Source organism: Halorubrum sp. F4, from assembly GCF_027257195.1.
Classification (GTDB): Archaea; Halobacteriota; Halobacteria; order Halobacteriales; family Haloferacaceae; genus Halorubrum.
Window position 1 is genome coordinate 121686 of the sequence record NZ_JAPDFS010000002.1, and the last position, 21691, is coordinate 143376.

Sequence of the window (21691 nt, forward strand, 5' to 3'; positions counted from 1 at the left end):
CATAGCTCGTTCCTTTTCTCGCAATGTCGCTCCGTGGCTCGACGACGCTACTGGTCCTCGTTATTCTCGGAACGATCACCCTCATCCTCTCTACCGGCGCGGTCGTCCTCGACGGCCCCACGGACCCCATCACCGACGAGGTCGCCCTCCAGCCCGGCGACAACCCGTACACCTACCTCGACGAGGAGGGCGAACTGGTGGTCGACGTCAGCGAGGACAACCCGAACCTCGACGCCGGCGGCGTCAACCCGGACGCGTTCGCCGCCGAGGACGCCCTGTTCTACGTCGTCTACGACGCCAACGCGACCGCCGAGGTGTGGATCGAACACGACTCGAAGGCGGTGACGTTCGTCGCGAGGGGCGAGCCGATCGAGAGCGGGGAGAATCCCCTCCTGTTGACCCCCGAGGACGAGGCCGTCCCGGTCGGCGTCGAGGTCGACACCCGGATCGTCGACGTCGTCCCCGGCGACCGCGTCCTCGACGGGATCACGGTCCACGCGCGACCCGCCGAGCCGGAGGCGATAACCCGGAGCGGCGGTGGTGCGGGGACCGATGAGGACGACGGAGGGGAAGACGGCGACGACGACGATGACGATTCTTCCGGACCGACCGTCACCGTCGCCTCGCCCGAGCCGACCGCCCGCCAGGTCGAGGTCTACTCGGTCGCCGTGAACGACGACACCGAGGTCGACCTCGCGGACCTCCGGGTCGGCGACCCGTCGATCCGGCTCGACGGGCTGTCGTTCGTCCGGGAGGAGCCGGGCGACGTCGAGTTCTCGGTCGAGGGAAGCACGGACGCGCCGGCGGGGGTCGACCCCGTCGACCGGTCGGGCGTCGACCCGCTCGGCTACTACGCGGTCGCCTTCGCGGAGCCCGACCAGCCGATCGAGTCGGCGACCGCGGAGGTGGTCGTCGAGCGCGACCGGCTCGACGAGGCCGGCGTCGACCCCGCGAACCTCGCCGCCTACCACGAGACCGGGGACGGCGACGACTGGAACGCGACGGATCTTCGCGTGACCGCCGAAACCGAGGAGACGGTGCGGCTCGCGATCGAGTCGGACGGCTTCTCCGCGTTCGCGCTCGGCGTCCGCCGTCCGGCGCTCGACCCGGTCGACGCGGAGATCGCGTCCGAGTCGATCGCCCCCGGCGAATCCGTGCGTCTCGACGTGACCCTCTCGAACGTCGGCCCGGCCCCCGCCGAGGACGCGCGGGTCTCGGTCCGGGCGGTCGACGCGACCGACGACGACGCGGCCGACGCCGACGATCCCGACCCCGCGGCCGCCGAGCGCCTCTCCGTGGACGCCGAGCCGAACGGGACCGTCACGCGGACGCTGACCGTCGAACTCGACGATCCCGGCGAGTACGACCTCGTCGTCGACGGCGACCGGGTGACCGACCCCGGGGCCGTCGCGTCGCTCGCGGTTCGGGAACCCGAGCCGGAGCCGACCGATCCGGACTCCGATGACGGGGAAGGAGCGGGAGCCGGGATGGACGCGGAGCCCGGATCGGGAACGGACTCCGGGTCGGCGCCGACCCCCGGCACCGGTCCCGACACGGGGGACGAACCCGGAGACGGCGATACCGAGGAGTCGGTGTCCGGCGACGGCGCGGGCGACGACGCGGAGACCCCGGTCGAGTCGGTGGAACCGAACGGGTTCGAACCCGAGGACTTCGCCGGCCTCGCGGTGCTCGTGACGATCGTGCTCGCCACGCTGTTCCTGGTTCGGCGCGCCCCGAAGTGATCGGGTCCCGCGGACCGAGGCGGACGGATCCTCGTCTCGGCGGACGGCCATCGGATAGAGGGAGTTCGTCGGGGAAAGAAGGGTTGGGCAGGGGAAAGAGGAGAGGAAGGGGAAAACGGGCGGAGTTCGGGATCCGTGCTGCGACTACTCCCCGCCGTCGGTGTACGCCCGGTCGGCGAGCACGCGATCGGCCGTCTCGTTCGCCTCGGCGGGAGTCGGACAGTCGCCGCAGACGACCTCGTCGGCGAGCTCGCCCGCGAGCGCGTAGACGGCGGCCCCGTCGGCGCGGTCGGCGACGCGCTCGAACGTCGGACGGTAGCCCGCGGCGGCGCGCTGGCCGATCTCGTCGAGCGAGGCGTCGATGGCGTATTCGAGCTGACGGACCGCTTCCTCGGGTCTCATACACGCGTATCCCCGTCCAACGTACTTAAACATACTCGGATTCGGAACTGAGTTAATACTGTCGAGTCGAACGCGGTCCCCGGGACCACACCGAGCGTCGAGTCGGTCGTTCGTGAGGTTCGAGTCGGTCGATCGCCGGATCGACGTTTATACGCGTCGGGAGCGCCGATCGGGTCCATGACCGACGCAGACGAGCGGGCCGCCGTCGCCGAGCGGGCCGCGCGGGCGGGTGCCCGCGTCGCGAGCGACGCCTTCCGGACCGACATCGCCGTGGAGACCAAAGGCGAGGACGACGTGGTGACGGAGGCCGACCGGGCCGCCCAGCGGACCACCATCGAGGCTATCCGCGAGTCGTTCCCGGACGACGCGGTCGTCGGCGAGGAGGCGGACGCCCGCAAGCGCGTGCCCGACGAGGGGCCCGCGTGGGTGATCGATCCGATCGACGGCACCCACAACTTCGTCCGCGGGATCCGCGTGTGGGGGACCGCGGTGGCGGCCGTCGTCGACGGCGAGCCCGTCGCCGCGGCGACGGTCTGCCCGGCGCTCGACGACGTCTACACCGCCGACGCCGACGGGGCGTACCGAAACGGCCAGCCGCTCCGCGTCAGCGACGTCGACGACCCCCGACGGGGCACGGTCGACCCGACGCTGTGGTGGGACCACGACGCCCGCGAGGAGTACGCCAACGCCTGCGAGGCGATCGTGACCCGGTTCGGCGACATGCGCCGGCTCGGCGCGGCCCAGGTCGTCCTCCCCACGGTCGCGGCGGGCGGGCTGGAGGGGACGATCTCGAACCTCCGGGCGAACCCCTGGGACTCCGTCGCCGGCGTCTTCATGATCCGGCAGGCCGGCGGCCGGGTGACGGACCTCGAGGGGAACCGCTGGCGACACGACTCGGTCGGGCTCGTCGCCTCCAACGGCCGCCTTCACGACGAGGTGCTGGCCGCGGCGCGGGCGATCGACGAGAGGGGCGTGGACGGGGACGAGGACGGCATCGACGGGAACGATGTCGACGGAGACGATGTCGATGGCGGCGACGGCGGCGACGGAAACTGAGTCGTTCGTCCGGCTACCGCCCCAAGTCGGCGTGCGCCGACGCCAGGTGCCTCGATCCGAGCGCGGCGAGAAGCGAGAGCTCGCCCGCGAGCGCGCCGACCGCGATCGCCTCGGCGAGCGCGTCCGCGTTGCTGCCGGCGGGGTCGCCGCCGCCGCGGACGCCGAGCACGTCGAGGCCGGCCGCCTGCGTCGGGAGCTTCGTCCCGCCGCCGACCGTGCCGACCTCGAGGCTCGCGATCGACACCGAGACGTAGAGGTCGCCGTCGGCGGTCGCCTCGGCCGTGGTGATCGCGTTCGACCCCTCGACGACCTGGGCCGCGTCCTGGCCGGTCGCGAGGAACATCGCCGCCACCGCGTTGGCGACGTGGGCGTTGAATCCGAGCGAACCGGCCTTCGCCGAGCCGACGTGGTTCTTGCGCGTGTTGATCTCGGCTATCGCCTCCGGCGTCGTGTGGAGCCGCGCCTCGACGACCTCGCGGGGGATCTCGACGTCGGCGGTCACCGACCGGCCGCGACCCTCGACCGCGTTGACGGCGGCGGGCTTCTTGTCCGAACAGAGGTTCCCCGAGAGCGCGACGAGCTCGGCGTCGGTCTCCGCCTCGAGCACGTCGCAGGCCTCGCCCGTCGCGATGGTGACCATGTTCATCCCCATCGCGTCCTTCGTGTCGAAGCGGAACCGGAGGTAGACGTTGTTGCCGACGACGTAGGGGGTGACGTCGAGCAGCTCGCCGTGGCTCGTCGTCGACTCGGCGGCCTCCCGCAGCGCCGGCTCGTTGTCGCGCACCCACTCGACGAGCGCCTCCGCCTCGGCCACGTCGGCCACACGGAAGACGGGCGCGCGGGTCATCCCGCGCTTCGTGACTCGGGCGGTCGCGCCGCCCGCCGCGTCGACGACGGAGCAGCCGCGGTTGACCGAGGCGACGAGCGCGCCCTCCGTCGTCGCCATCGGAAGGAAGCGGTCGCCCTCGAACGCGCCGCCGTCGACGGCGACCGGTCCCGCGACGCCGAGCGGGACCTGGACCCCGCCGATCATGTTGTCGATGTTGGGGTCCGCGTCCGCGGCGTCGAAGGCGTATTCGCCGACGACGTCGAGGTCGGCTCCGGATCGGTCCGCGACCATCCGACGGCGCACCGTCGCGGCCGTCTCGGCGTCGACGTGGTCGTCCAGTTCGTGGAGCCGCACGTCACCCTCACGGACGCGCTCGAGGAGGTCCTCGACTGTGGGATCGGTCATGCCCGCGTCTCCTCGCGGGGGGCGCTAATGCGTGTCGGTTCCGGGGCTTGCGGAGCGGATGACACGGTCCGATCGGCCGGCGACCTACCCGCGGACGAACTCGGAGAGCCGCTCGCGGAGGCTGTTCGGCCCCAGGGTGAGGTAGTAGGCGTCGCCGCCGTCCTCGTAGTAGCCGTCGATCCGGCGTTTCACCTCGAAGCCGACGTGTTCGTAGAAGCCGAGCGCCCGCTCGTTCGTGGTCCGCGCGTGACACGAGACGGACTGGTACTCCTCCGCCACCTCGGCTATCAGTCGCTCGGCGAGCCCGCGTCCTCGATGGTCCGGGTCCACGGCGAGAAAGAGCACGTAGCCGTCCCGTCGGACCGAGGCGAACGCGATCACCTCGTCGTCCTCGAGTATCAGGTGTGTCGTGGACCGTCGATAGGCGTCGGTGAAGAACCCGCGTCGCTGCCGGAGAACGCCGTCGACGCGGTGGATCCGCTCTTTGAGTTCCCACGCCTCACGGACGTGTTCGGAATCGCCGGGCGGGTCCGTCCGTCGCTCCACGTTGACGCTCACTGGGAAAACGTAACACGCCTGTGGAATATAACTCCACCGGCCGCGCGGCGCGCCGCGGTCGATCTCGGTCGGGTGACTGATGCGTTTCGACGGACTCCGTCGTCTCCTCGCCACGGCTGGAGACGCTCCGACCGCTCCGGATCGAGCGACCGTCGCCGGCGACGATGGCAACGCGGAAACCGGCCCGACCCGAAACGACGGACCGTGACGTACGAACTCCGCGACCACACGGCCGACGTCGCCGTCGAGGCGACCGCGCCGACCCTCTCGGCGCTGTTCGCGGCGGTCGCCGACGGGCTGACGGCCGCGAGCTGTGAATCGGTCCCCGCCGAGGGCGGCGACCGGTTCGCGATCGAGGAGGTGGCCGAGAGCCGCGAGGCGCTGCTCTTCGACTACCTCGACCGCCTGATCTACGAGCGCGACGTGCGGCTCGTCCTCCCCGCGGACCACGAGTGTCGGGTCGTACCGCCCGGAAACGTCGCCGATTCCGCATGGCGCGTCGAGGGCGACGCTCGGGGCGTCCCGCTCGATGCGGTGAGCGCCCGGGAGATCAAGGCGGTCACGTACTCGGAGATGACGCTCGAACGGCGCGAGGGTGGCGATGACGGCGGCGAGTGGTACGCGTACGTCGTCTTCGACGTCTGAAACGCGCCTCTCGTAACGCCCTTCCCCGCCGGCGTCGAAGCCTCGCGTATGACTTCACGCGAGTTCGACGGGATCCGGCTTGAGAAGGTGCGAGAGCACGTCTGGGAGATCCCGCGCGAGGGGGAGATGAACGTCCCGGCACGGGTGCTCGCCAGCGAGGCGCTGCTCGAGGAGATCGGCGAGGACGACACGCTCCAGCAGCTGCGGAACGCGACGCACCTCCCCGGCATGGTCGAGCCCGCGCTGTGTATGCCGGACGGCCACCAGGGGTACGGCTTCCCGGTCGGCGGCGTCGGCGCGATCGACGCCAGAACCGGCTGTATCTCGCCCGGAGCGATCGGGTACGACATCAACTGTGGCGTCAGAATGGTGAACACGAACCTCACCTACGACGACGTCCGCGGCCGCGAGGCGGAGCTCGTCGACGCGCTCTTCGAGGCGATCCCGTCGGGGCTCGGGGGCGGCGGCGTGATCGACGGCGACGCCGACGCGATCGAGGGCGCGCTCTCCCGCGGCGTCGAGTGGGCGGTCGAGGAGGGATACGGGATCGAAAGCGACCTCGCGCGCTGTGAGGACGAGGGGCGGCGGCCGGACGCCCGGCCCGAGTACGTCTCCCAGAAGGCCAAGGACCGGGGACGCAACCAGCTGGGCTCGCTCGGTTCCGGCAATCACTTCCTCGAGGTCCAGCGCGTCACGGACGTCTTCCGCGAGGAGGTCGCGGAGGCGTACGGGCTCTCGGAGGGGCAGATCGTCGTGCTGATCCACTGCGGGAGCCGCGGGCTCGGCCACCAGACGTGTAACGACTACCTCCGGCGGATCGAGACCGAACACGCCGACCTCCTCGAGTCGCTGCCGGACAAGGAGCTCGCGGCCGCGCCGGCGGGCTCGGAACTCGCGGAGGAGTACTACGGCGCGATGGGCGCGTGCATCAACTTCGCGTGGGTGAACCGCCAGCTGATCACCCACCGGACCCGCGAGGTGTTCGGCGACGTCTTCGACGCCGACCCGATCGACGACCTCGGGATGGAGCTCCTGTACGACGTGGCTCACAACATCGGGAAGAAGGAGACCCACGAGGTCGCCGTCGACGCCGACGGCCGACCCGCGGTCGGCGACGAGGCCGTCTCCCGCGCCGAACGCGAGCTGTACGTCCACCGCAAGGGAGCGACGCGGGCGTTCCCGGCCGGCCGCGAGGAGGTTCCCGAGGCGTACCGCTCGGTCGGCCAACCCGTGATCATCCCAGGGAGCATGGGCGCGGGCTCGTACGTGCTCCGCGGCGGGGCGGAGTCGATGTCGCTCTCCTTCGGCTCGACCGCCCACGGGGCCGGCCGGCTGATGAGCCGGACGCAGGCGAAACAGGAGTTCTGGGGCGGCGACGTCGCCGACGACCTCGAGAGCGAGCAGGCGATCTACGTGAAGGCCCAGTCGGGCGCGACCGTCGCGGAGGAGGCTCCCGGCGTGTACAAGGACGTCGACGAGGTGGTCCGCGTCAGCGACGAGCTCGGCATCGGCGACAGGGTCGCCCGGACGTTCCCGGTGTGTAACATCAAGGGGTAAGCCGTTTCCTCAGGCTCGCCGGTCCAGCCGTTCCTCGCGCTCGCCGGTTCGGAGTACGTGACAGTCGCGACACCGCGCCTCGTAGGACTCCTCGGCGCCGACGAGGATCGTCGGGTCGTCGACGTGGGCGGGCTCGCCCTCGATGAGCCGCTGGTTCCTGGTCGCGGGCTCACCGCAGACGGTACAGATCGCTCGAAGCTTGTCGACGTACTCGGCGGTCGCCATCAACTGCGGCAGCGGCTCGAACGGCTCGCCCCGGAACGTCTGGTCCGTGCCCGAGACGATCACCCGGGAGCCCCGGTCGGCGAGGGCGTTACAGACCTCGACCAGCGCCTCCGAGAAGAAGTTGGCCTCGTCGATCGCGACGACCTCGGCGGCGGAGTCGGCGTCGAGGATCTCCAGGGGTCCGTCGCCCTCGTTGTCGACGACGGTCGCGTCCCACTGCCGGCCGTTGTGCGTCCCGATCGTGGTCTCGCCGTAGCGGTCGTCGACCGCGGGCTTGTAGACCGCGACCGACTGGCCGGCTATCTCCGCGCGCCGGAGTCGTCGGAGCAGTTCCTCGGTCTTCCCCGAGAACATCGAGCCGGAGATCACCTCGACCCACCCTGACTGGGTGATCGCGTGCATGCGCTCACCGGGTGGATCCAGCGACTAAACCGTTTCTCTCCGGGCGGAGTATCGCGGCCCGACGTCTCGCGGGACGCGTCCCGACGTCACGCCCGATGGACCGTCTCGCCGCCGATGACGACCCTCGAGACGTCGGCGCTCCCGGCGCGGCGCACGATCGCGCGGACGACGTCCTGCGCGCCCGCGAGGTTGTCGGAGTCGCCGTCGAGCACCAGCAGGTCCGCCGGCCGCCCCGGCTCGATGATGCCACGGTCGAGCCCCGCGATCCTCGCCCCGTTCAGCGTCGCCATCCGGAGCACCTCGCGGGCGGGCAGGTCCGAGAGCTTCGCCGCGAACTCCATCTCGCGGAACATCGACGGCGAGTCGAGCATGACGTTGTCGGTGCCGAGCGCGACCGTCGTCCGCTCGACGAGCTCGCGGATCGGCGGCACGCCGACGTTCGTCACGAGGTTCGACCGCGGGCAGACGACGACGGGCGTCCCCCGGTCCGCGAGGCGGTCGAGGTGTAGCGGCTCCGAGTGGACCATGTGAACGAGGAAGTCCGGATCCAGGTCCATCGCGGGGTTGACGTCGTCGGCGTCGCGTTCGCCGGCGTGGATCCCGAACAGCTTGTCGGCCTCCCGAGTCGCGGTCCGCACCGCGTCGAAGTCGCCGTCTCGCGCGCCCGACGCCCCGTAGCCGTCCGCGACCGGGAGCACGTCGGGGTCGTCCCGACCGAGCACCACCGCCCGGAGGTCCCGCTCCCCGAACTCGACCCCCTCGCCCGCGAGCGCGTCGCGGATCGCGCGGACCCCGTCGACGCCCCCCTCGCGGAACTCGAGGAAGGTCCCGGTTCCCGTCGACTCCATGTACCGGAGGGTCCGTGCCATCGCCGCCACCTTCTCCTCGTGGCTCGCCGCCCGCAGCAGGCGGTGTTTCAGTCCGTCCGGCGGGGCGACCAGCTCGTCGAGCGAGAGCCCCGCGCCGGCCTCCTTGGCGATCGAGTCGCCGATGTGGGTGTGCGCGTTCACGAACGCGGGGAGGATCACGGCGTCGCTCTCCGTCTCTCGCTCCTCGATGTCGGCGATCTCGTCCCCCTCGACGACGACGCGGCCCTCGACGGGCTCGAAGTCGGGGCCGCGGAGGACGGTCCCTTCGATGTCCATACGCGGGCGTCTCCGGCCCGACCATAAAACGTACCGGGACGGATCGGCGGAGGGGGTGGCGTGGGATTCCCCGACCGTCCCCGGACGTCGGTCAGAACTCGTCGAGCGTCGTCGGCATCGCCTTCTGCACCTCGATCACGAGCGCGTCGGGATCGAGCCCGAGCACGTCCGCGGCGGCCCGGCCGACCCGATCGGTCGCCGAGTCGGGTGCGTACACGCCGAGCCGCCACTGGTTTCGCTGGGCGACCCGCAGCGCCGAGACGAGCGGCGACTGCCGCTCCAGTCGCCGGACCTCGCCGTTGACCGTCACCCGCGCCGTCGACTCGCGCATCGAGGGTTCCGGAGGAACGTCGAGTATCACGTCCTCGCGGGCGACGCCGGCCGTCTCGGAGATCTCGCGTTCGAGCGATAGCTCGGCCTCGTGGTCCGCGTCGTGGACGCGGTCGGGGACGTCGTCGTACTCCGCCCACACCGCCCGCTTGTAGAGGTCGCGTTCGTCGTACCGCCGCGAGAGCTCCGCCGTCGCCGGACGGTCGCGGATCGCCGCGAGGAAGTCGTGGTCGTCCATCCGCCGGAGCTCGGCCGCGGTCGTTGCCGTGGCGTCGAGCAGGTCGGCTGCCGCCCGGCGCAACATCGCCTTCGAGATCCGCGCGACGTGGTGGGTGTACACGACCGGGTTCATCAGCGCCCGGGCGAGGAGGAGGCTCTCCGCCGTCTGGACGTTCCCTTCGTCCAGCACGAGCGTGGGCGAGGAGTCACCGTCCGTCCCGTTTCCACCGATCTCATCCCCATCGACGAAGGTGAGTTCCCGAACGAACCGCCCGGTGTCGATGGTTCCGTAGGGGACGCCCGTGTGGTAGGCGTCGCGCACGAGGTAGTCCATGCGGTCGACGTCGAGCTCGCCCGAGACGAGGCCGGCGTACGTGCCCTCGCCGGCGACGACGTCGGCGACCCGGCCGGGGTCGAGGCCGTGATCGCGGAGGACCGTTCCGACCTCGCCGCCGTCGAGCAGCTCCGCGACGTCGTCGTGGTACTTCCCGGTTCGCCGGTGGGTGAGCGACTCGAGGTTGTGGCTGAACGGGCCGTGTCCGACGTCGTGGAGCATCGCGGCCGCCTCGATCCGGTCGGCCCGCTGCCCTTCGATTCCGAGGTGATCGAGCGCCTGACGGGCGAGGTGATAGACGCCGAGGCTGTGCTCGAAGCGGGTGTGGTTCGCGGAGGGATAGACGAGCTGGACGGTGCCGAGCTGTTTGACGTGTCGCAGCCGCTGGACCGCGGGCGTGTCGAGGAGGGCCGCGCCGACGCCGTCGATCTCGATGTGGTCGTGGACGGTGTCCTTGACCGTGGTCATGCGCGCTCTTCGTCGGGATCGGTTAAAAACGCGGGCGTTCCGAGGGCGGACCTCCCGAGGGTGCCACCGTTTTATTATCCCGCCCGATCGACCGCGAGGTATGTACGACGTGCTCATCGCCATCGACGACGACGAGGCGCGGGCGACCGCCCAGGCGCGCGCGGTCGCGGACTGGCCCGGCGCGGACGACGGGCTGACCGCCCATCTCTGTCACGTGTTCACGGACAACCCGGAAGGGGCGTCGGTCAACCAACTCGCGGCGGTTCGGCGCGCCCGGGAGGCCCTGGAGGACGCCGGCGTGGCGGTCGTCCACCACGAGGCGAGCGGGGAGCCCGGCCCGGAGATCGTCGACGCCGCCGACGACGTCGACGCCGACGCGATCTGCGTCTCGGGACGGAAGCGCCGGCCGAGCGGCAAGGCCGTCTTCGGAAGCGTCACACAGGACGTGATCCTCTCCAGCGACGTCCCCGTGTTCGCGGTCCCGAAGCCGACCACGGAGTAGTCGATCCCGTCGGCGCTCACGTCGCGTTCACGGAGCCGCCGTCCTCCCGCTCACTCGGCGATCCGGAGCCCCAACACGTCGCGGGCGGCCCCGCGGACCGCGTCGACGTGGTCGTCCGGGCAGTAGACGCCGAGCCGCCAGCGGCTCCGCTCGGCCGCCCGGATGCCGGCGACGAGCTCGGAGGCGTCCGACAGTCGCTGCGTGATCCCGTCGACGACGACGGCGGAGCCGGACTCCTTGAGCCCGGGTCGAGACGGGACGTCGACGACGACGGCCCCGGGGTCGACGCCGGCCCGTTCCGCGATCTCGCGTTCGGCCGCGAGCTCCGCGTCGTGGTCGGCGTCGACGGTGCCCGCCGGTACCTCGCTCAGGCCGACCCAGACGGCGCGTTTGTACAGGTCGCGGTGCTCGATCCGCCGGCCGAGGTCCGGGACGTGTTCGCGGAGCGCGACGAGGAGGTCGTGGTCGGCCATCCGTCGGAAGGCCTCGACGTCCGTCCCCGTCCGGTCGAGGTAGCGCTCGCAGGCGCGCTCGAGCATCGCGCCGGCGACCCGGGAGACGTGGTGCCGATAGACGACGGCGTTCATCAGCGACCGGGCGAGGAGCAGGCTCTCGGCGGTGGCGACGTTCCCCTCGGCGAGGACCAGCTCCGCGTCCGCCGGGTCGTCGCTCCCGTCGCCGAGGAGCCGGAGCTCGTTCACCAGCCGCCCGGTGTCGACGGTGCCGTAGGGGACGCCCGTGTGGTGCGCGTCGCGCACGAGGTAGTCCATGCGGTCGACGTCGAGCTCGCCCGAGACGAGCGCGCCGACGCCGCCCTCGCCCGCGATCAGGTCGGTCACGCGTACCGGATCGAGGTCGTTTCGCTCGAGGACCTGACAGACCTCGCGGTCGGCGTCGGTCAGGAGCCACCCGACGTCGTCGTGGTCCCGACCCGTCCGTCGTCGGATGATCCCCTCGGTCTGATGGCCGTAAGGGCCGTGTCCGGCGTCGTGAAGCAGCGCGGCCGCCCGAACGTGCGCTGCGGTGTCGGGGTCCAGATCGAGCCCGTCGAGCGCTCCCCGGGCGAGGTGGTAGACGCCGAGGCTGTGTTCGAAGCGGGTGTGGTTCGCGGAGGGATACACGAGACGGACCGTGGACAGCTGTTTGACGTGTCGCAGTCGCTGGAACGCCGGCGTGTCGATCAGCTCGGTCGCCGCCGGGTCCAGCCGGACGTGGCCGTGAACGCTGTCCTTGATCGCGTTCATCTCGCGCTCATTCCTCGACGAGTTCCACGTCGAGCCGCTCCGCGACCGCGCGGACGACCGAGCCGCCGACGCCCGCGGTCGCCGCCCGCCCGTCCTCTATCGCCAGCAGGTCGTCCTCGTCGACGTCGAGCTCCGCGGCCAGCTCCTCGACGGTGAGTCCCGCCTCCCGGCGCGCCTCGGTCGCCAGGTCGCCGTAGCCCGAGACGAGGTACGGGAGCCGGTCCGTCTCGTAGTTCGTCCCCTCCTCCTCCCAGTGGGAGGAGTCGCCGGTCGCCGCGTCGTACATCTTCGCCTGCTTGTTGGCGATCTCCTGTGTACGGCTGCGCGGGCCGTCGGTCCCGTCCGCGCCGCCGGCGCTTCCCGAGCCGCCGGTACCGCTTCCGCCGCCGGCGCCGCCGGCACTGCCCGAGCCGCCGCCCCCACCGCCGCCCGATCCCCGCCGAGAATCGTCGTGCGGGCGACAGTTCGAGCAGACGAGCAGGCGTGCGCCCGCGACGTTCGCCCGCTGGAGGTTCGTCGTCTCCCGCCCGCAGAGCTCGCAGGCGCCGCCGTCGTCGTCGCCGCCACCGCCGCCCGTCGAGTACTTTGGCATACCCCACGTAGCACCCCCGGCGCGGTAAAAGGTGACGGGCCGGGAACCGTCGAACGGTGGAACGGTGAAGCGGCGGAGCGGCGTCCTCCGACCGCGTCACCGCCACCGCTCCAACGCGGCCAGGATCCGGTCACGCCGGAGGTATCCCACCACCGAGAAGCCGAACAGTGCCGCCAGGAGTCCGACCGCCAGCGCGAGGTCCCCGTTCGCGAGGCTCGACCCGGAGACGGCGACGACGACGTACGCCGGCGTCCGTCCGACGACCATGACGGCGACGAGGTTCCGGAATCTGACGTCGGTCAGCCCACCCATGAGACAGAGGACGTCGTCCGGCAGTCCGGGAATCAGGAACACGAGGAACATGCCCGGAAGTCCGGCCTCCGCGACGAACGCGTCGAACCGCTCCAACACGTCCGGACGGACCACTCGCTCGACGAAGGGGCGGCCGTATCGGCGGGAGAGTCCGAACGCGACGGTGCTGCCGATCACGACCCCGATCAGGCTGTAGACGGTCCCGAGGAACGCCCCGAACAGGTAGCCGCCCGCGAACGCGATCACCTGTCCCGGGATCGGTGCCAGAACCACCTGTGCGGCCTGGATCCCGATGAACACGAGCGGTGCGAAGGGACCGTATCCGGCGACGAAAGCCCGGAGCTCGGGGCCGTTCGCCAGGAACGGGAAGTACTCGCGAACGAGCACGTAGGCGCCGCCGAGGACGACGACGAGGCCGACGGCGACGGCGACGGATCGTCGACGGTCCGCGGCCGATCGGAAGACTCCCATGGGTCGTGGTTCGATGGCCGTCGGATCCGTCCGGATCGACATCAAACCCCGTCACCGGAGCCGAAGTGATCCGCCCTTCACCGGATCCGGAGCAACCTATTTGTGCCGCCTGCCGGTAGCCGCCGGTATGGCGTTCACCCTCGGCATCCACGAGTCCGTCGAGTTACTGTTTCCCCCGACCGTCCTGCGTGATACCCTCGACCCCGCTCACGGCGACTCCGCGGGCGACGAGGGCTCCTTCGAGGTCCGCGTCGTCCGGTCGTCGGCCGAACTCGAGGACTGTGACGCGCTGGTGACGTTCGCGTACGAAGAGTCGTTCCTGTCGGCGGGACTCTCGTGGATCCACTCGGTCCAGGCCGGCGTCGACCGGTTCCCGTTCGACGAGCTCGAGGAGCGAGGGATCCGGCTCACCAACAGCACCGGGATCCACGGCGACGCGGTGGGCGAGACCGTCCTCGGCTACATGACGTCGTTCGCCCGCCGGCTCCACCGCTACCGCGACCGCGGGCGGGACGGCGAGTGGAGACACCCGGAGTGGGACGAGCCGTTCACCCTCTCGGGCGAGTCGCTCTGCGTCGTCGGTCTCGGGACGCTCGGACGGGGGATCGCCTCGCGCGCGGACGCCTGTGGGATGGACGTCGTCGGCGTGAGACGAACGCCGACGCCCGTCGACCACGTCGGGGAGGTGTACACGCCCGAGGAGATCGAGAGGGCCGTCGCGGACGCGCGGTTCGTCGCGGTTGCGACGCCCCTGACCGAGGAGACGCGGGGACTGATCGGCGCCGACGAACTGGCGGCGATGCCCGACGACGCGTATCTGCTGAACGTCTCCCGCGGCGGCGTCGTCGACGAGGCGGCGCTCCTCGCGGAGCTCGAACGCGACCGGCTCGCGGGCGCGGCCCTCGACGTCTTCGAGACGGAGCCGCTGCCGGAGGACTCCCCGTTCTGGGAGCTCGACGACGTCATCGTCACGCCGCACGCGGCGGCGGCGACGCGCGACTACTACCGGCGGATCGCCGACATCGTCCGCGAGAACCGCCGCCGAGCCGTCGCCGGCGAACCGTTCGTGAACCGGGTGGTCTGAGGAGCGGACGGCTCAGTCGTGGGTCGGGTCGTCGACGGGATCGGTGACCTGCTCGTCCACCGGATCGGCGGAGTCGCCGCCCGCACGTCGGGGCGAGAGCCCGCCGAGGAGGATCCGGTCGATCGGCCGTGAACCGTGCCGGACGAGCACCGACAGCACGTTGAGAGCGAACGCGCCGACGCCGGCAGCCACGAGCACTCCGCCGAGGGCCGAGGCGACGCCGGAGCTCCCGAGGAGGTCCGTGGCGACGATCAGCGCCGTCCCGGCGAACAGCAGGGAGCCGTCGATCGCGGCGAGGCGGTCGTCGTAGAGGTCGTCGATCATCGGCACGTCCTCGAGCCCGAGGAGGTCGCTGTACCGGTGGACCCAGACGACGAACGGGACGACGTGATAGAGCGTCCCGAACACGACGAACCCGATCGCACCGAGGACGAGGAGGTGCCCGGCGCCCGCGGCCCCGAGGAGGTGCTCCCGCGACAGCGGGTCGGTCGCCCACGCGGGAAGCGAAACGGCCGACCACAGCGCGAGGGCGACGACGAACGCCGCGTACCGCGTGTGCATCGGCGTCGGTTCGACGCGCATCTCGTACAGCTTCCGCGCGAGGACGACACAGACCGCGAGCGCGGCCGCCACGACCAGGATCCCGCCGATCCGGGCGAGGGGGTCGTTCCCGACGAGGCGGCCGGTCGCGAGGGCGACGACGCCGAGCGGGTGGCCGCGCTCCTCGATCCGCCGGAGCCGGTGGTCGATCCCGCGGAGCTCCGTCTGTGTGAACATCGTTCCGAGCTGATACAGGGCTCCGTACACGGTCGTCAGGACGACGCCGAAGACCGCGACGGTCGCGTGTGCGCCGACGGCTCCCGTTCGACTCACGCCCATCCTCGGATACACCGAGCCGGAGAATCCGATCGCGAGGAGAACGCCGAGGACCGTCGTGACGAGGAGGAACGCCAGCGCGACGAGGAAGTGCCGCTCCGTGACGTCGTAGCGCTCGACCGGCCGGAGCGTCCGAACCACGTTGTACGCGAACGTCCAGAACCCGGCGAGCACCAGGAGTCCGAACGGGGCGGTCCACGTCGGCCGGCCGAGGAGGAACGCGCCGGCGAACCCGATCAGCCCGGCGACGACGAGCGCCAACTGCGCGTCGGCGAGCCGGCGCGAGTGGAGCGTCACCCCCGACCAGACCGGGACGAACTGCGTCATCGCACCCATGATCGTGACGCAGATCCATCCCGCAAGGAGGAGGTGGAGATGGGCCAATCGAGCGAGCCCGGGGGCTACACCGACGCGCATGCCGACCCCGAGCGTGACCCCCGCCACGAGCAGCACGAGCGCGACGAGGAAGTGCCGCAACGGGACGGTCATGGGGGGCTGTCGACCCGTGTCGATCCCCCCGGGAACGGCTCCCATGGCCGCGGTTACCTCCCGCCGTCTCCCGCCGATGAGCGTCCCGGAGACGCCGACTTTTCCGAACGCCGACCGTCCCGCTCGCCCCCCGGGGTCCAGATCACGGTCACGACCGTGCCGTCGTCCTCGAGGGTCTCGTGGCGGTATCCACGCTCGTCCAGTCGCGGATAGAGGTGTTGCGGTCGGCGGTCGTTGCGTTGGACCAACGCCACGTCGTCGTCCAGTTCCGCCAGCCGCTCGAGGGTGTCCTTGAGCGGTCGCGGCGGCGGGAGGTCCCGGGCGTCGAGCGTCTCGTGTTCCCGCCCCTCCGGGACCCCGGCTCGGTCGAGGAACACCGTCGTTTCGGGCATGTCTCGAGGGAGGAGGTCCGTCCACGTACGCCTCCTCCCGAACGAGTTCGGGAGAACCCCTACTCCGACCCCGTTCCGGTATCCGGTATGTCCGTAGACCAGTTCGACCGGGCCGATCAGTCCGACGCGGGACGACGGCTCGACGCCCGCGAGATCGACGGCGAACCGTTCGGCGAGATCATGGCCGCCCTCGAGGACCTCCCCGACGACGAGTCGCTGCTCCTGGTGAACTCCTTCGAACCGGAGCCGCTGTACGACGTTCTCGAACGCCGCGGGTTCCGATACGAGACGACGTCCGAGGAATCGGCGGAGGGCGACGGCTCGACGGTCTGGTACGTCGAGATCGCTCGGGCGTGAAACGCCGGGATCGGTCCCGCGGTCGCGGTCGGAGGCTACTCCTCGTGCTTCGGGAACTCGGCGACGAACTCGCCGGGTGACTCCTGGCTCACCTCGTAGGCGTCCTCGTCGAACGCCGGCACCTCCGCGGCCATCTCGTAGAACAGCGGCTTGGGCTCGTGGTCGTTGACGATGGTGAGCGTCTCGCCCGGCTCCATCGACTCGAACTCCTCGTGGATCTTCGTGTGTCGGTCCACCGGTGGGATCTCGCGGACGTCGAGTGTCGGCATGCGATCGACGGGACGGGAGCCGCCGCCATCGGCCTTGACCCGAACCCGTTCGGGAACAGCCACTCGTCTCCGAGTTCCCACCGTTCGAACGTGATCGAACGCACGCCGCTCCGCATGCCTCGTACAGTCACGGCAACGCTCCCGTCTCGTACGACCACGGGGTACCGCAACTCGCCCGCCGAGAGGGGTGAGTGACGTGCCCGCGACCGACATCGACGCCGAGCGACGCTACGACGACGAGCGGTTCGCGACGAGCGGGGTGTTCCGAAGCGACCGGATGAAGGTCGTCTGCGGCTACTTCGAGCCGGGGCAGTTCATCCCGGTTCACGCCCCCGACAGCGACGTGGCGATCACGGTCCGAACCGGATCGGGAACCGTGCGGGAGGGCGGGACCGATCACCGAGTGGAACCCGGAGACGTGGTCGTCGTGGAGGCGGGGACCGAACGCGGCGTCAGAGCGGACGACGGCGAGCGTCTCGAGGCGCTCCTCGTCACCGCGCCGCCGCCGACCGACGCGGAACACGGTCCGGTCCGCGAGGGGATACGCCGCGGCGAGTTCGACCCGCGCGGAGGCGAAGCGTGACGACCGTCAGGTCGCTCTCGGACCTCGAGGGAACGCCGCACGCCGTCGTCTTTCCGGACGCCGAACCACGGACGATCCGTCTCGCGCTCGACGCGGGCGAGTCGGTCGCGCCACATACCCATCCCGATCGGGAGATCGTGTTCCACGTGACCGACGGAACCGTCGAGTTGGACGTCGGCGACGGGACGCACGAGCTGTCCGCCGGCGACGTCGCCCGGTTCGACGGCGCACGCGAGATCTCGCCGCGTGCGACCGAGTCGGCGACCGTGCTCGTCGTCCTCGCGAAGCGCTCGGACGGGTGACTCGCCTCGTCGTCGGGGGTGACTCCCCCCGCCGTCTGGGGTGACTCCCCCCGCCGTCTGGGGTGACTCTATTCGTTGCCCGGGCCGAGGTACCCCCACGCCTGGAGTCGGTCGCCGTCTCCGTTGATCCACCGCTCGCCGATGTCGTCACGGTAGTACATGTTCGGCATGACGATGTCGTCGATCCGGTCGTACGCCTGCTCCCGCGCCGCCTGCATCGTGTCTCCCTTCCCGGTCACGACGATGGGCATGCCGTTACCGCCGGCGACGCGCCACTGCCCGTCGACCTTCTTCGCGTCTTCGAGATGGATCCCCTCACGACTCTCCGTCTCGAAGACCACTGCTGCGTTTCGAGAGTTCTCATCGTACGTCTTGTCGTCATCGAACGGGAACGGTGGGAGGACGACCCGAATGCCGATCTGGTACCCGTTGTGGACCTTGACGTCGGGCTCGTTGCCGTGTGCGAGGTCGGAGAAGAACTCGCCGGTAGACGACTCGATGGACTCCTCCTGTAGCGTGATCGTCGGGTACCCGAACCGCGGCGTGAACTCCAACGGATAGATCCCGTTCTCGTTGACGATGCAGTTGATGTCGATGCTTCCCACGTACCCCTCGTCGGCGAGCCAGCCCTCCAGCTTGCCGAACGTCTCCTGAAACAGTTTGTTCTGGGCTGCCCAGAACATCGACGTTCCCATCTCACCGGTCTGTGGACCGATGTTCCCGGGGAACAACTTCTTGTGCTCGAAGAAATTGACCTGGTCAATGAACTCCTCGCCGTTGAAGAACCCGCAGATGGCGACCTCGACGCCTTGGACCTTCCGTTGGAGCTGGAACCCCTTCATCCGGTGTCCCCACGCCTTCTTGTAGGCACGGAGGACGTCTACGACGTCGCTACCGTCGTCCTCGTTCCCGACGTAGAGCAGTCGTTTGACGTTCTGGACCTCGCCGAGCGGCTTGATGACGTACGGAGCCGGGTTCTCCTGGACGTGCTGGATGCCCGCATCGAAGTCGTTGAAGATGTGATGTTCGACGGTGTTGACGTCGTGCTCCTCGAGGACTTCCATCGCGTAGCCGCGGTCCTCCTCGAGGTGATCGGTGTTCGGCGTACCGCCGACGACGGCCTTCCCCTGCTCGCGGAGCTCCTGCGCGAGTTCGCCCGTCCCGATATCCGATCCCACCCAGATGTCGTCGAAAACGATGACGTCGGCCCACTCGACTTCCGCGCGCCAGTCGTCCGTCTTCGGGACGAAGCCGTCCCCGATCTCCTGGTCGCTTTCGGCCTCGATGTAGTACTTCACGTCGTGGCCCTCGCGGTGGACCTGCCACGCGAGGTCGGTGATCAACGCGGCGTCCGCGGAGACGAACAGGAAACGCTCGGTGTCCATGTCCCCGTATCCAGCCTCGGGACCTTGAGTGTGTGCCCGGCCTCACGGAGACTCGACGATTCCGGATCCGAGGGGCGGATCGGCCGACTCACGACGACCGTCCGGTACGGGGACTCTCGCGACGTCCGTCCGGCGCGGAAGCGTCCGCTGACCGTGCTCGCTCCGTCGACCGATGGCACGATGAATACGTAAAAAACGCTCGCCGTTTTCGCGATTAGGGAACATATATTTATAATACGCGAATATAGGTTGTTTTAACCGGCTTTTTGCCACCGAAGTGGATACCTTTTTATTCGAGGTAACGGAACATCGGAGCGAACCTGATGTCTCAGAAGACAACTCGAGAGTGGTGGCCGAACCAACTGAACCTCGACGTCCTCGACGAGCACGCCGGCAACGCCGGACCGCTCGACGAGGAGTTCGATTACGCCGAAGCGTTCGAGGAGCTCGACCTCGACGCGGTGAAGGCCGACATCGAGGAGGTAATGACGACGTCACAGGACTGGTGGCCGGCCGACTACGGCCACTACGGGCCGCTCTTCATCCGGATGGCGTGGCACAGCGCCGGCACGTACCGGACGCACGACGGGCGCGGCGGCGCGGCCGGCGGTCGACAGCGGCTCCCGCCGCTCAACAGCTGGCCGGACAACGTCAACCTCGACAAGGCGCGGCGACTGCTCTGGCCGGTCAAGCAGAAGTACGGGCGGAAGCTGTCGTGGGCCGACCTGATCGTTCTCACCGGGAACGTCGCCCTCGAGTCGATGGGCTTCGAGACGTTCGGATTCGCCGGCGGGCGCGAGGACGAGTTCAAGCCCGACGACGCCGTCGACTGGGGCCCCGAGGACGAGTGGGAGTCGACCTCGGCGGAGCGGTTCGACGAGGAGGGCGGTCTCGACGACGCCCTCGGGAACACCGTCATGGGCCTCATCTACGTGAACCCGGAGGGGCCGAACGGCGAGCCCGACCTGGAGGGGTCCGCGGCGAACATCCGCGACACGTTCAGCCACATGGCGATGGACGACAAGGAGACGGTCGCGCTCATCGCCGGCGGTCACACCTTCGGCAAGGTCCACGGCGCCGACTCCGGCGACAACCTCGGCCCGGAGCCCGAGGACGCGCCGATCGACCTGCAGGGCCTCGGCTGGGACAACGAGTTCGGCGAGGGGAAGGGCCCCGACACGATCACCAGCGGCATCGAGGGGCCGTGGAACGCCACGCCGACCTCGTGGGACCTGAGCTACGTCAACAACCTGCTCAGCTACGAGTGGGAGGCGGAGAAGGGCCCCGGCGGCGCGTGGCAGTGGACCACGAAGAACGACGAGCTCGACGGCGCCGCCCCCGGGGTCCAGGACCCCTCCGACAAGGAGGACGTGATGATGCTCACGACGGACGTGGCGCTGAAACACGACGACGACTTCCGGGCGGTCTTAGAGGAGTTCCGCGACGACCCCGACGAGTTCCAGCAGTCGTTCGCGCGGGCGTGGTACAAGCTCATCCACCGCGACATGGGCCCGCCGGAGCGGTTCCTCGGCCCCGAGGTTCCCGAGGAGACGATGATCTGGCAGGACCCGCTTCCCGACGCCGACTACGACGTCGTCGACGCGGCTGCGGTCGCCGACCTCGAGGAGCTGATCGCGGCGTCCGACCTCTCGGTCTCCGAGCGGGTGAGGACCGCGTGGGCGTCCGCGTCGACGTTCCGCCACAGCGACAAGCGCGGCGGCGCGAACGGCGCGCGGATCCGCCTCGAACCCCAGCGTAGCTGGGAGGTCAACGACCCCGAGCAGCTCGCGTCCGTTCTGGAGACCTACGAGGAGATCCAGGCCGAGTTCAACGACTCGCGCGACGACGACGTGCGAGTGTCGCTCGCCGACCTGATCGTCCTCGGCGGCAACCTCGCCGTCGAGGAGGCGGCCGCGGACGCCGGGTACGACGTCGACGTCCCGTTCGAGCCGGGACGCGTCGACGCCACGCAGGAGCAGACGGACGAGGAGTCCTTCGAGGTGCTCGAACCCGACGCGGAGGGCTTCCGCAACTACCTCGGCGAGGATCTGCCCCACGAGCCCGAGGAGGAACTGGTCGACAAGGCCGAGCTGCTGAAGCTGACCGTCCCCGAGATGACGGTGCTCGTCGGCGGCATGCGCGTCCTCGACGCGAACTACGACGGCTCCGACCACGGCGTGTTCACCGACGACCCGGGGACGCTGACGAACGACTTCTTCGTCAACCTGCTCGACTTCGACCGCGACTGGGAGCCCGTCGACGAGGACGAGGAGGTCTTCGAGCTCCGCGACCGCGAGACCGGCGAGGTCGACTGGACGGCGACGCGGTTCGACCTGATCTTCGGGTCGAACTCCCGCCTCCGCGCCGTCGCCGAGGTCTACGGTGCCGAAGACGGTGAGGAGAAGTTCGTCCGGGAGTTCGCCGACGCGTGGAGCAAGGTCATGAAACTCGACCGATTCGACCTCGAGTGAGGACCGACCCCCGGCGGAATCCGTAGCCTCGAAACTCACTCCTCG

The 21691-nt window shown here is 70.0% G+C and carries 23 protein-coding genes; 10 read left to right on the forward strand and 13 right to left on the reverse strand.

All coding sequences use genetic code 11. The features are described 5' to 3' along the window. The first annotated feature begins 23 nt into the window (after positions 1–23). Entirely contained in the window at positions 24–1742 is a 1719-nt protein-coding gene (locus OKW78_RS05305) for a DUF1102 domain-containing protein (RefSeq protein ID WP_281194182.1), read from the forward strand. Between the two features lie 144 nt (positions 1743–1886). Here the strand turns inward: OKW78_RS05305 and OKW78_RS05310 are convergent, their stop codons facing one another. Further along, on the reverse strand, positions 1887–2144 hold the full coding sequence (locus OKW78_RS05310) for a hypothetical protein (RefSeq protein ID WP_122104319.1): 258 nt from the start codon (positions 2142–2144) through the stop codon (positions 1887–1889). Between the two features lie 177 nt (positions 2145–2321). Between OKW78_RS05310 and OKW78_RS05315 the strand changes: the two genes are divergently transcribed. Continuing rightward, positions 2322–3200, forward strand: coding sequence for an inositol monophosphatase (locus OKW78_RS05315; protein ID WP_281194183.1), 879 nt, complete (start codon positions 2322–2324; stop codon positions 3198–3200). A gap of 13 nt (positions 3201–3213) precedes the next feature. Here the strand turns inward: OKW78_RS05315 and hmgA are convergent, their stop codons facing one another. Both hmgA and OKW78_RS05325 read right to left on the reverse strand, forming a co-directional pair. After that, the gene (hmgA, locus tag OKW78_RS05320; protein ID WP_281194184.1) at positions 3214–4434 is read right to left on the reverse strand and encodes a hydroxymethylglutaryl-CoA reductase (NADPH); all 1221 of its coding nucleotides are present in this window, start codon (positions 4432–4434) and stop codon (positions 3214–3216) included. An 84-nt stretch (positions 4435–4518) separates the two neighbouring features. Next, positions 4519–4992 carry an N-acetyltransferase gene (locus OKW78_RS05325; RefSeq protein WP_281194185.1) on the reverse strand — a complete coding sequence of 158 codons (474 nt, stop codon included), beginning with the start codon at positions 4990–4992 and terminating at the stop codon, positions 4519–4521. A gap of 204 nt (positions 4993–5196) precedes the next feature. On the opposite strand from OKW78_RS05325, the gene OKW78_RS05330 reads away from it, so the two are divergent. Together OKW78_RS05330 and OKW78_RS05335 are read left to right on the forward strand one after the other, a co-directional pair. Next, positions 5197–5637 (forward strand): archease, encoded by a 441-nt coding sequence (locus OKW78_RS05330; RefSeq protein WP_281194186.1) that lies wholly within the window; start codon positions 5197–5199, stop codon positions 5635–5637. 48 nt (positions 5638–5685) lie between these two features. Continuing rightward, on the forward strand, positions 5686–7194 hold the full coding sequence (locus tag OKW78_RS05335; protein WP_281194187.1) for an RtcB family protein: 1509 nt from the start codon (positions 5686–5688) through the stop codon (positions 7192–7194). Between the two features lie 9 nt (positions 7195–7203). On the opposite strand, the gene OKW78_RS05340 is transcribed toward OKW78_RS05335, so the two are convergent. The 3 genes from OKW78_RS05340 to OKW78_RS05350 all read right to left on the reverse strand — a co-directional run bounded on the left by OKW78_RS05340 (position 7204) and on the right by OKW78_RS05350 (position 10317). Further along, on the reverse strand, positions 7204–7821 hold the full coding sequence (locus OKW78_RS05340; RefSeq protein WP_281194188.1) for a thymidine kinase: 618 nt from the start codon (positions 7819–7821) through the stop codon (positions 7204–7206). Between the two features lie 86 nt (positions 7822–7907). Further along, positions 7908–8966 (reverse strand): amidohydrolase family protein, encoded by a 1059-nt coding sequence (locus OKW78_RS05345; RefSeq protein ID WP_281194189.1) that lies wholly within the window; start codon positions 8964–8966, stop codon positions 7908–7910. A 91-nt stretch (positions 8967–9057) separates the two neighbouring features. Further along, on the reverse strand, positions 9058–10317 hold the full coding sequence (locus OKW78_RS05350) for an HD domain-containing protein (protein ID WP_281194190.1): 1260 nt from the start codon (positions 10315–10317) through the stop codon (positions 9058–9060). 100 nt (positions 10318–10417) lie between these two features. Here OKW78_RS05350 and OKW78_RS05355 point away from each other — a divergent pair, with 100 nt between their 5' ends. Then, complete coding sequence (locus tag OKW78_RS05355; RefSeq protein WP_281194191.1) at positions 10418–10819, forward strand: universal stress protein; 402 nt, start codon at positions 10418–10420, stop codon at positions 10817–10819. A gap of 50 nt (positions 10820–10869) precedes the next feature. Here OKW78_RS05355 and OKW78_RS05360 read toward each other — a convergent pair whose 3' ends face one another. The 3 genes from OKW78_RS05360 to OKW78_RS05370 form a co-directional block, all read right to left on the reverse strand. Next, on the reverse strand, positions 10870–12063 hold the full coding sequence (locus OKW78_RS05360) for an HD domain-containing protein (RefSeq protein ID WP_281194192.1): 1194 nt from the start codon (positions 12061–12063) through the stop codon (positions 10870–10872). Positions 12064–12070: 7 nt separating this feature from the next. Beyond that, the gene (locus tag OKW78_RS05365) at positions 12071–12655 is read right to left on the reverse strand and encodes a transcriptional regulator (RefSeq protein WP_281194193.1); all 585 of its coding nucleotides are present in this window, start codon (positions 12653–12655) and stop codon (positions 12071–12073) included. A gap of 96 nt (positions 12656–12751) precedes the next feature. After that, positions 12752–13480, reverse strand: a complete 729-nt coding sequence (locus tag OKW78_RS05370; protein ID WP_321169320.1) for a TVP38/TMEM64 family protein — start codon at positions 13478–13480, stop codon at positions 12752–12754. A gap of 85 nt (positions 13481–13565) precedes the next feature. On the opposite strand from OKW78_RS05370, the gene ddh reads away from it, so the two are divergent. Continuing rightward, complete coding sequence (gene ddh / locus OKW78_RS05375) at positions 13566–14522, forward strand: D-2-hydroxyacid dehydrogenase (RefSeq protein WP_281194194.1); 957 nt, start codon at positions 13566–13568, stop codon at positions 14520–14522. Positions 14523–14534: 12 nt separating this feature from the next. On the opposite strand, the gene OKW78_RS05380 is transcribed toward ddh, so the two are convergent. Together OKW78_RS05380 and OKW78_RS05385 are read right to left on the reverse strand one after the other, a co-directional pair. Continuing rightward, positions 14535–15932 (reverse strand): hypothetical protein, encoded by a 1398-nt coding sequence (locus OKW78_RS05380; protein ID WP_281194195.1) that lies wholly within the window; start codon positions 15930–15932, stop codon positions 14535–14537. A gap of 8 nt (positions 15933–15940) precedes the next feature. Continuing rightward, positions 15941–16279 carry a DUF2249 domain-containing protein gene (locus OKW78_RS05385; RefSeq protein WP_281194196.1) on the reverse strand — a complete coding sequence of 113 codons (339 nt, stop codon included), beginning with the start codon at positions 16277–16279 and terminating at the stop codon, positions 15941–15943. A gap of 87 nt (positions 16280–16366) precedes the next feature. Between OKW78_RS05385 and OKW78_RS05390 the strand changes: the two genes are divergently transcribed. Continuing rightward, complete coding sequence (locus OKW78_RS05390; protein ID WP_281194197.1) at positions 16367–16636, forward strand: DUF2249 domain-containing protein; 270 nt, start codon at positions 16367–16369, stop codon at positions 16634–16636. 35 nt (positions 16637–16671) lie between these two features. On the opposite strand, the gene OKW78_RS05395 is transcribed toward OKW78_RS05390, so the two are convergent. After that, a complete protein-coding gene (locus OKW78_RS05395) occupies positions 16672–16905 on the reverse strand; it encodes a DUF2249 domain-containing protein (protein WP_281194198.1) in 234 nt (77 codons plus the stop codon). A 196-nt stretch (positions 16906–17101) separates the two neighbouring features. Between OKW78_RS05395 and OKW78_RS05400 the strand changes: the two genes are divergently transcribed. Together OKW78_RS05400 and OKW78_RS05405 are read left to right on the forward strand one after the other, a co-directional pair. After that, on the forward strand, positions 17102–17488 hold the full coding sequence (locus tag OKW78_RS05400) for a cupin domain-containing protein (RefSeq protein WP_281194199.1): 387 nt from the start codon (positions 17102–17104) through the stop codon (positions 17486–17488). Then, entirely contained in the window at positions 17485–17790 is a 306-nt protein-coding gene (locus tag OKW78_RS05405; RefSeq protein WP_281194200.1) for a cupin domain-containing protein, read from the forward strand. The genes OKW78_RS05400 and OKW78_RS05405 overlap by 4 nt, the downstream gene beginning before the upstream one ends. A gap of 68 nt (positions 17791–17858) precedes the next feature. Here OKW78_RS05405 and OKW78_RS05410 read toward each other — a convergent pair whose 3' ends face one another. Next, entirely contained in the window at positions 17859–19175 is a 1317-nt protein-coding gene (locus OKW78_RS05410) for a phosphoribosylglycinamide synthetase C domain-containing protein (RefSeq protein ID WP_281194201.1), read from the reverse strand. Between the two features lie 323 nt (positions 19176–19498). Here OKW78_RS05410 and katG point away from each other — a divergent pair, with 323 nt between their 5' ends. Next, entirely contained in the window at positions 19499–21646 is a 2148-nt protein-coding gene (gene katG, locus OKW78_RS05415) for a catalase/peroxidase HPI (protein WP_281194202.1), read from the forward strand. Positions 21647–21691 lie beyond the last annotated feature (45 nt).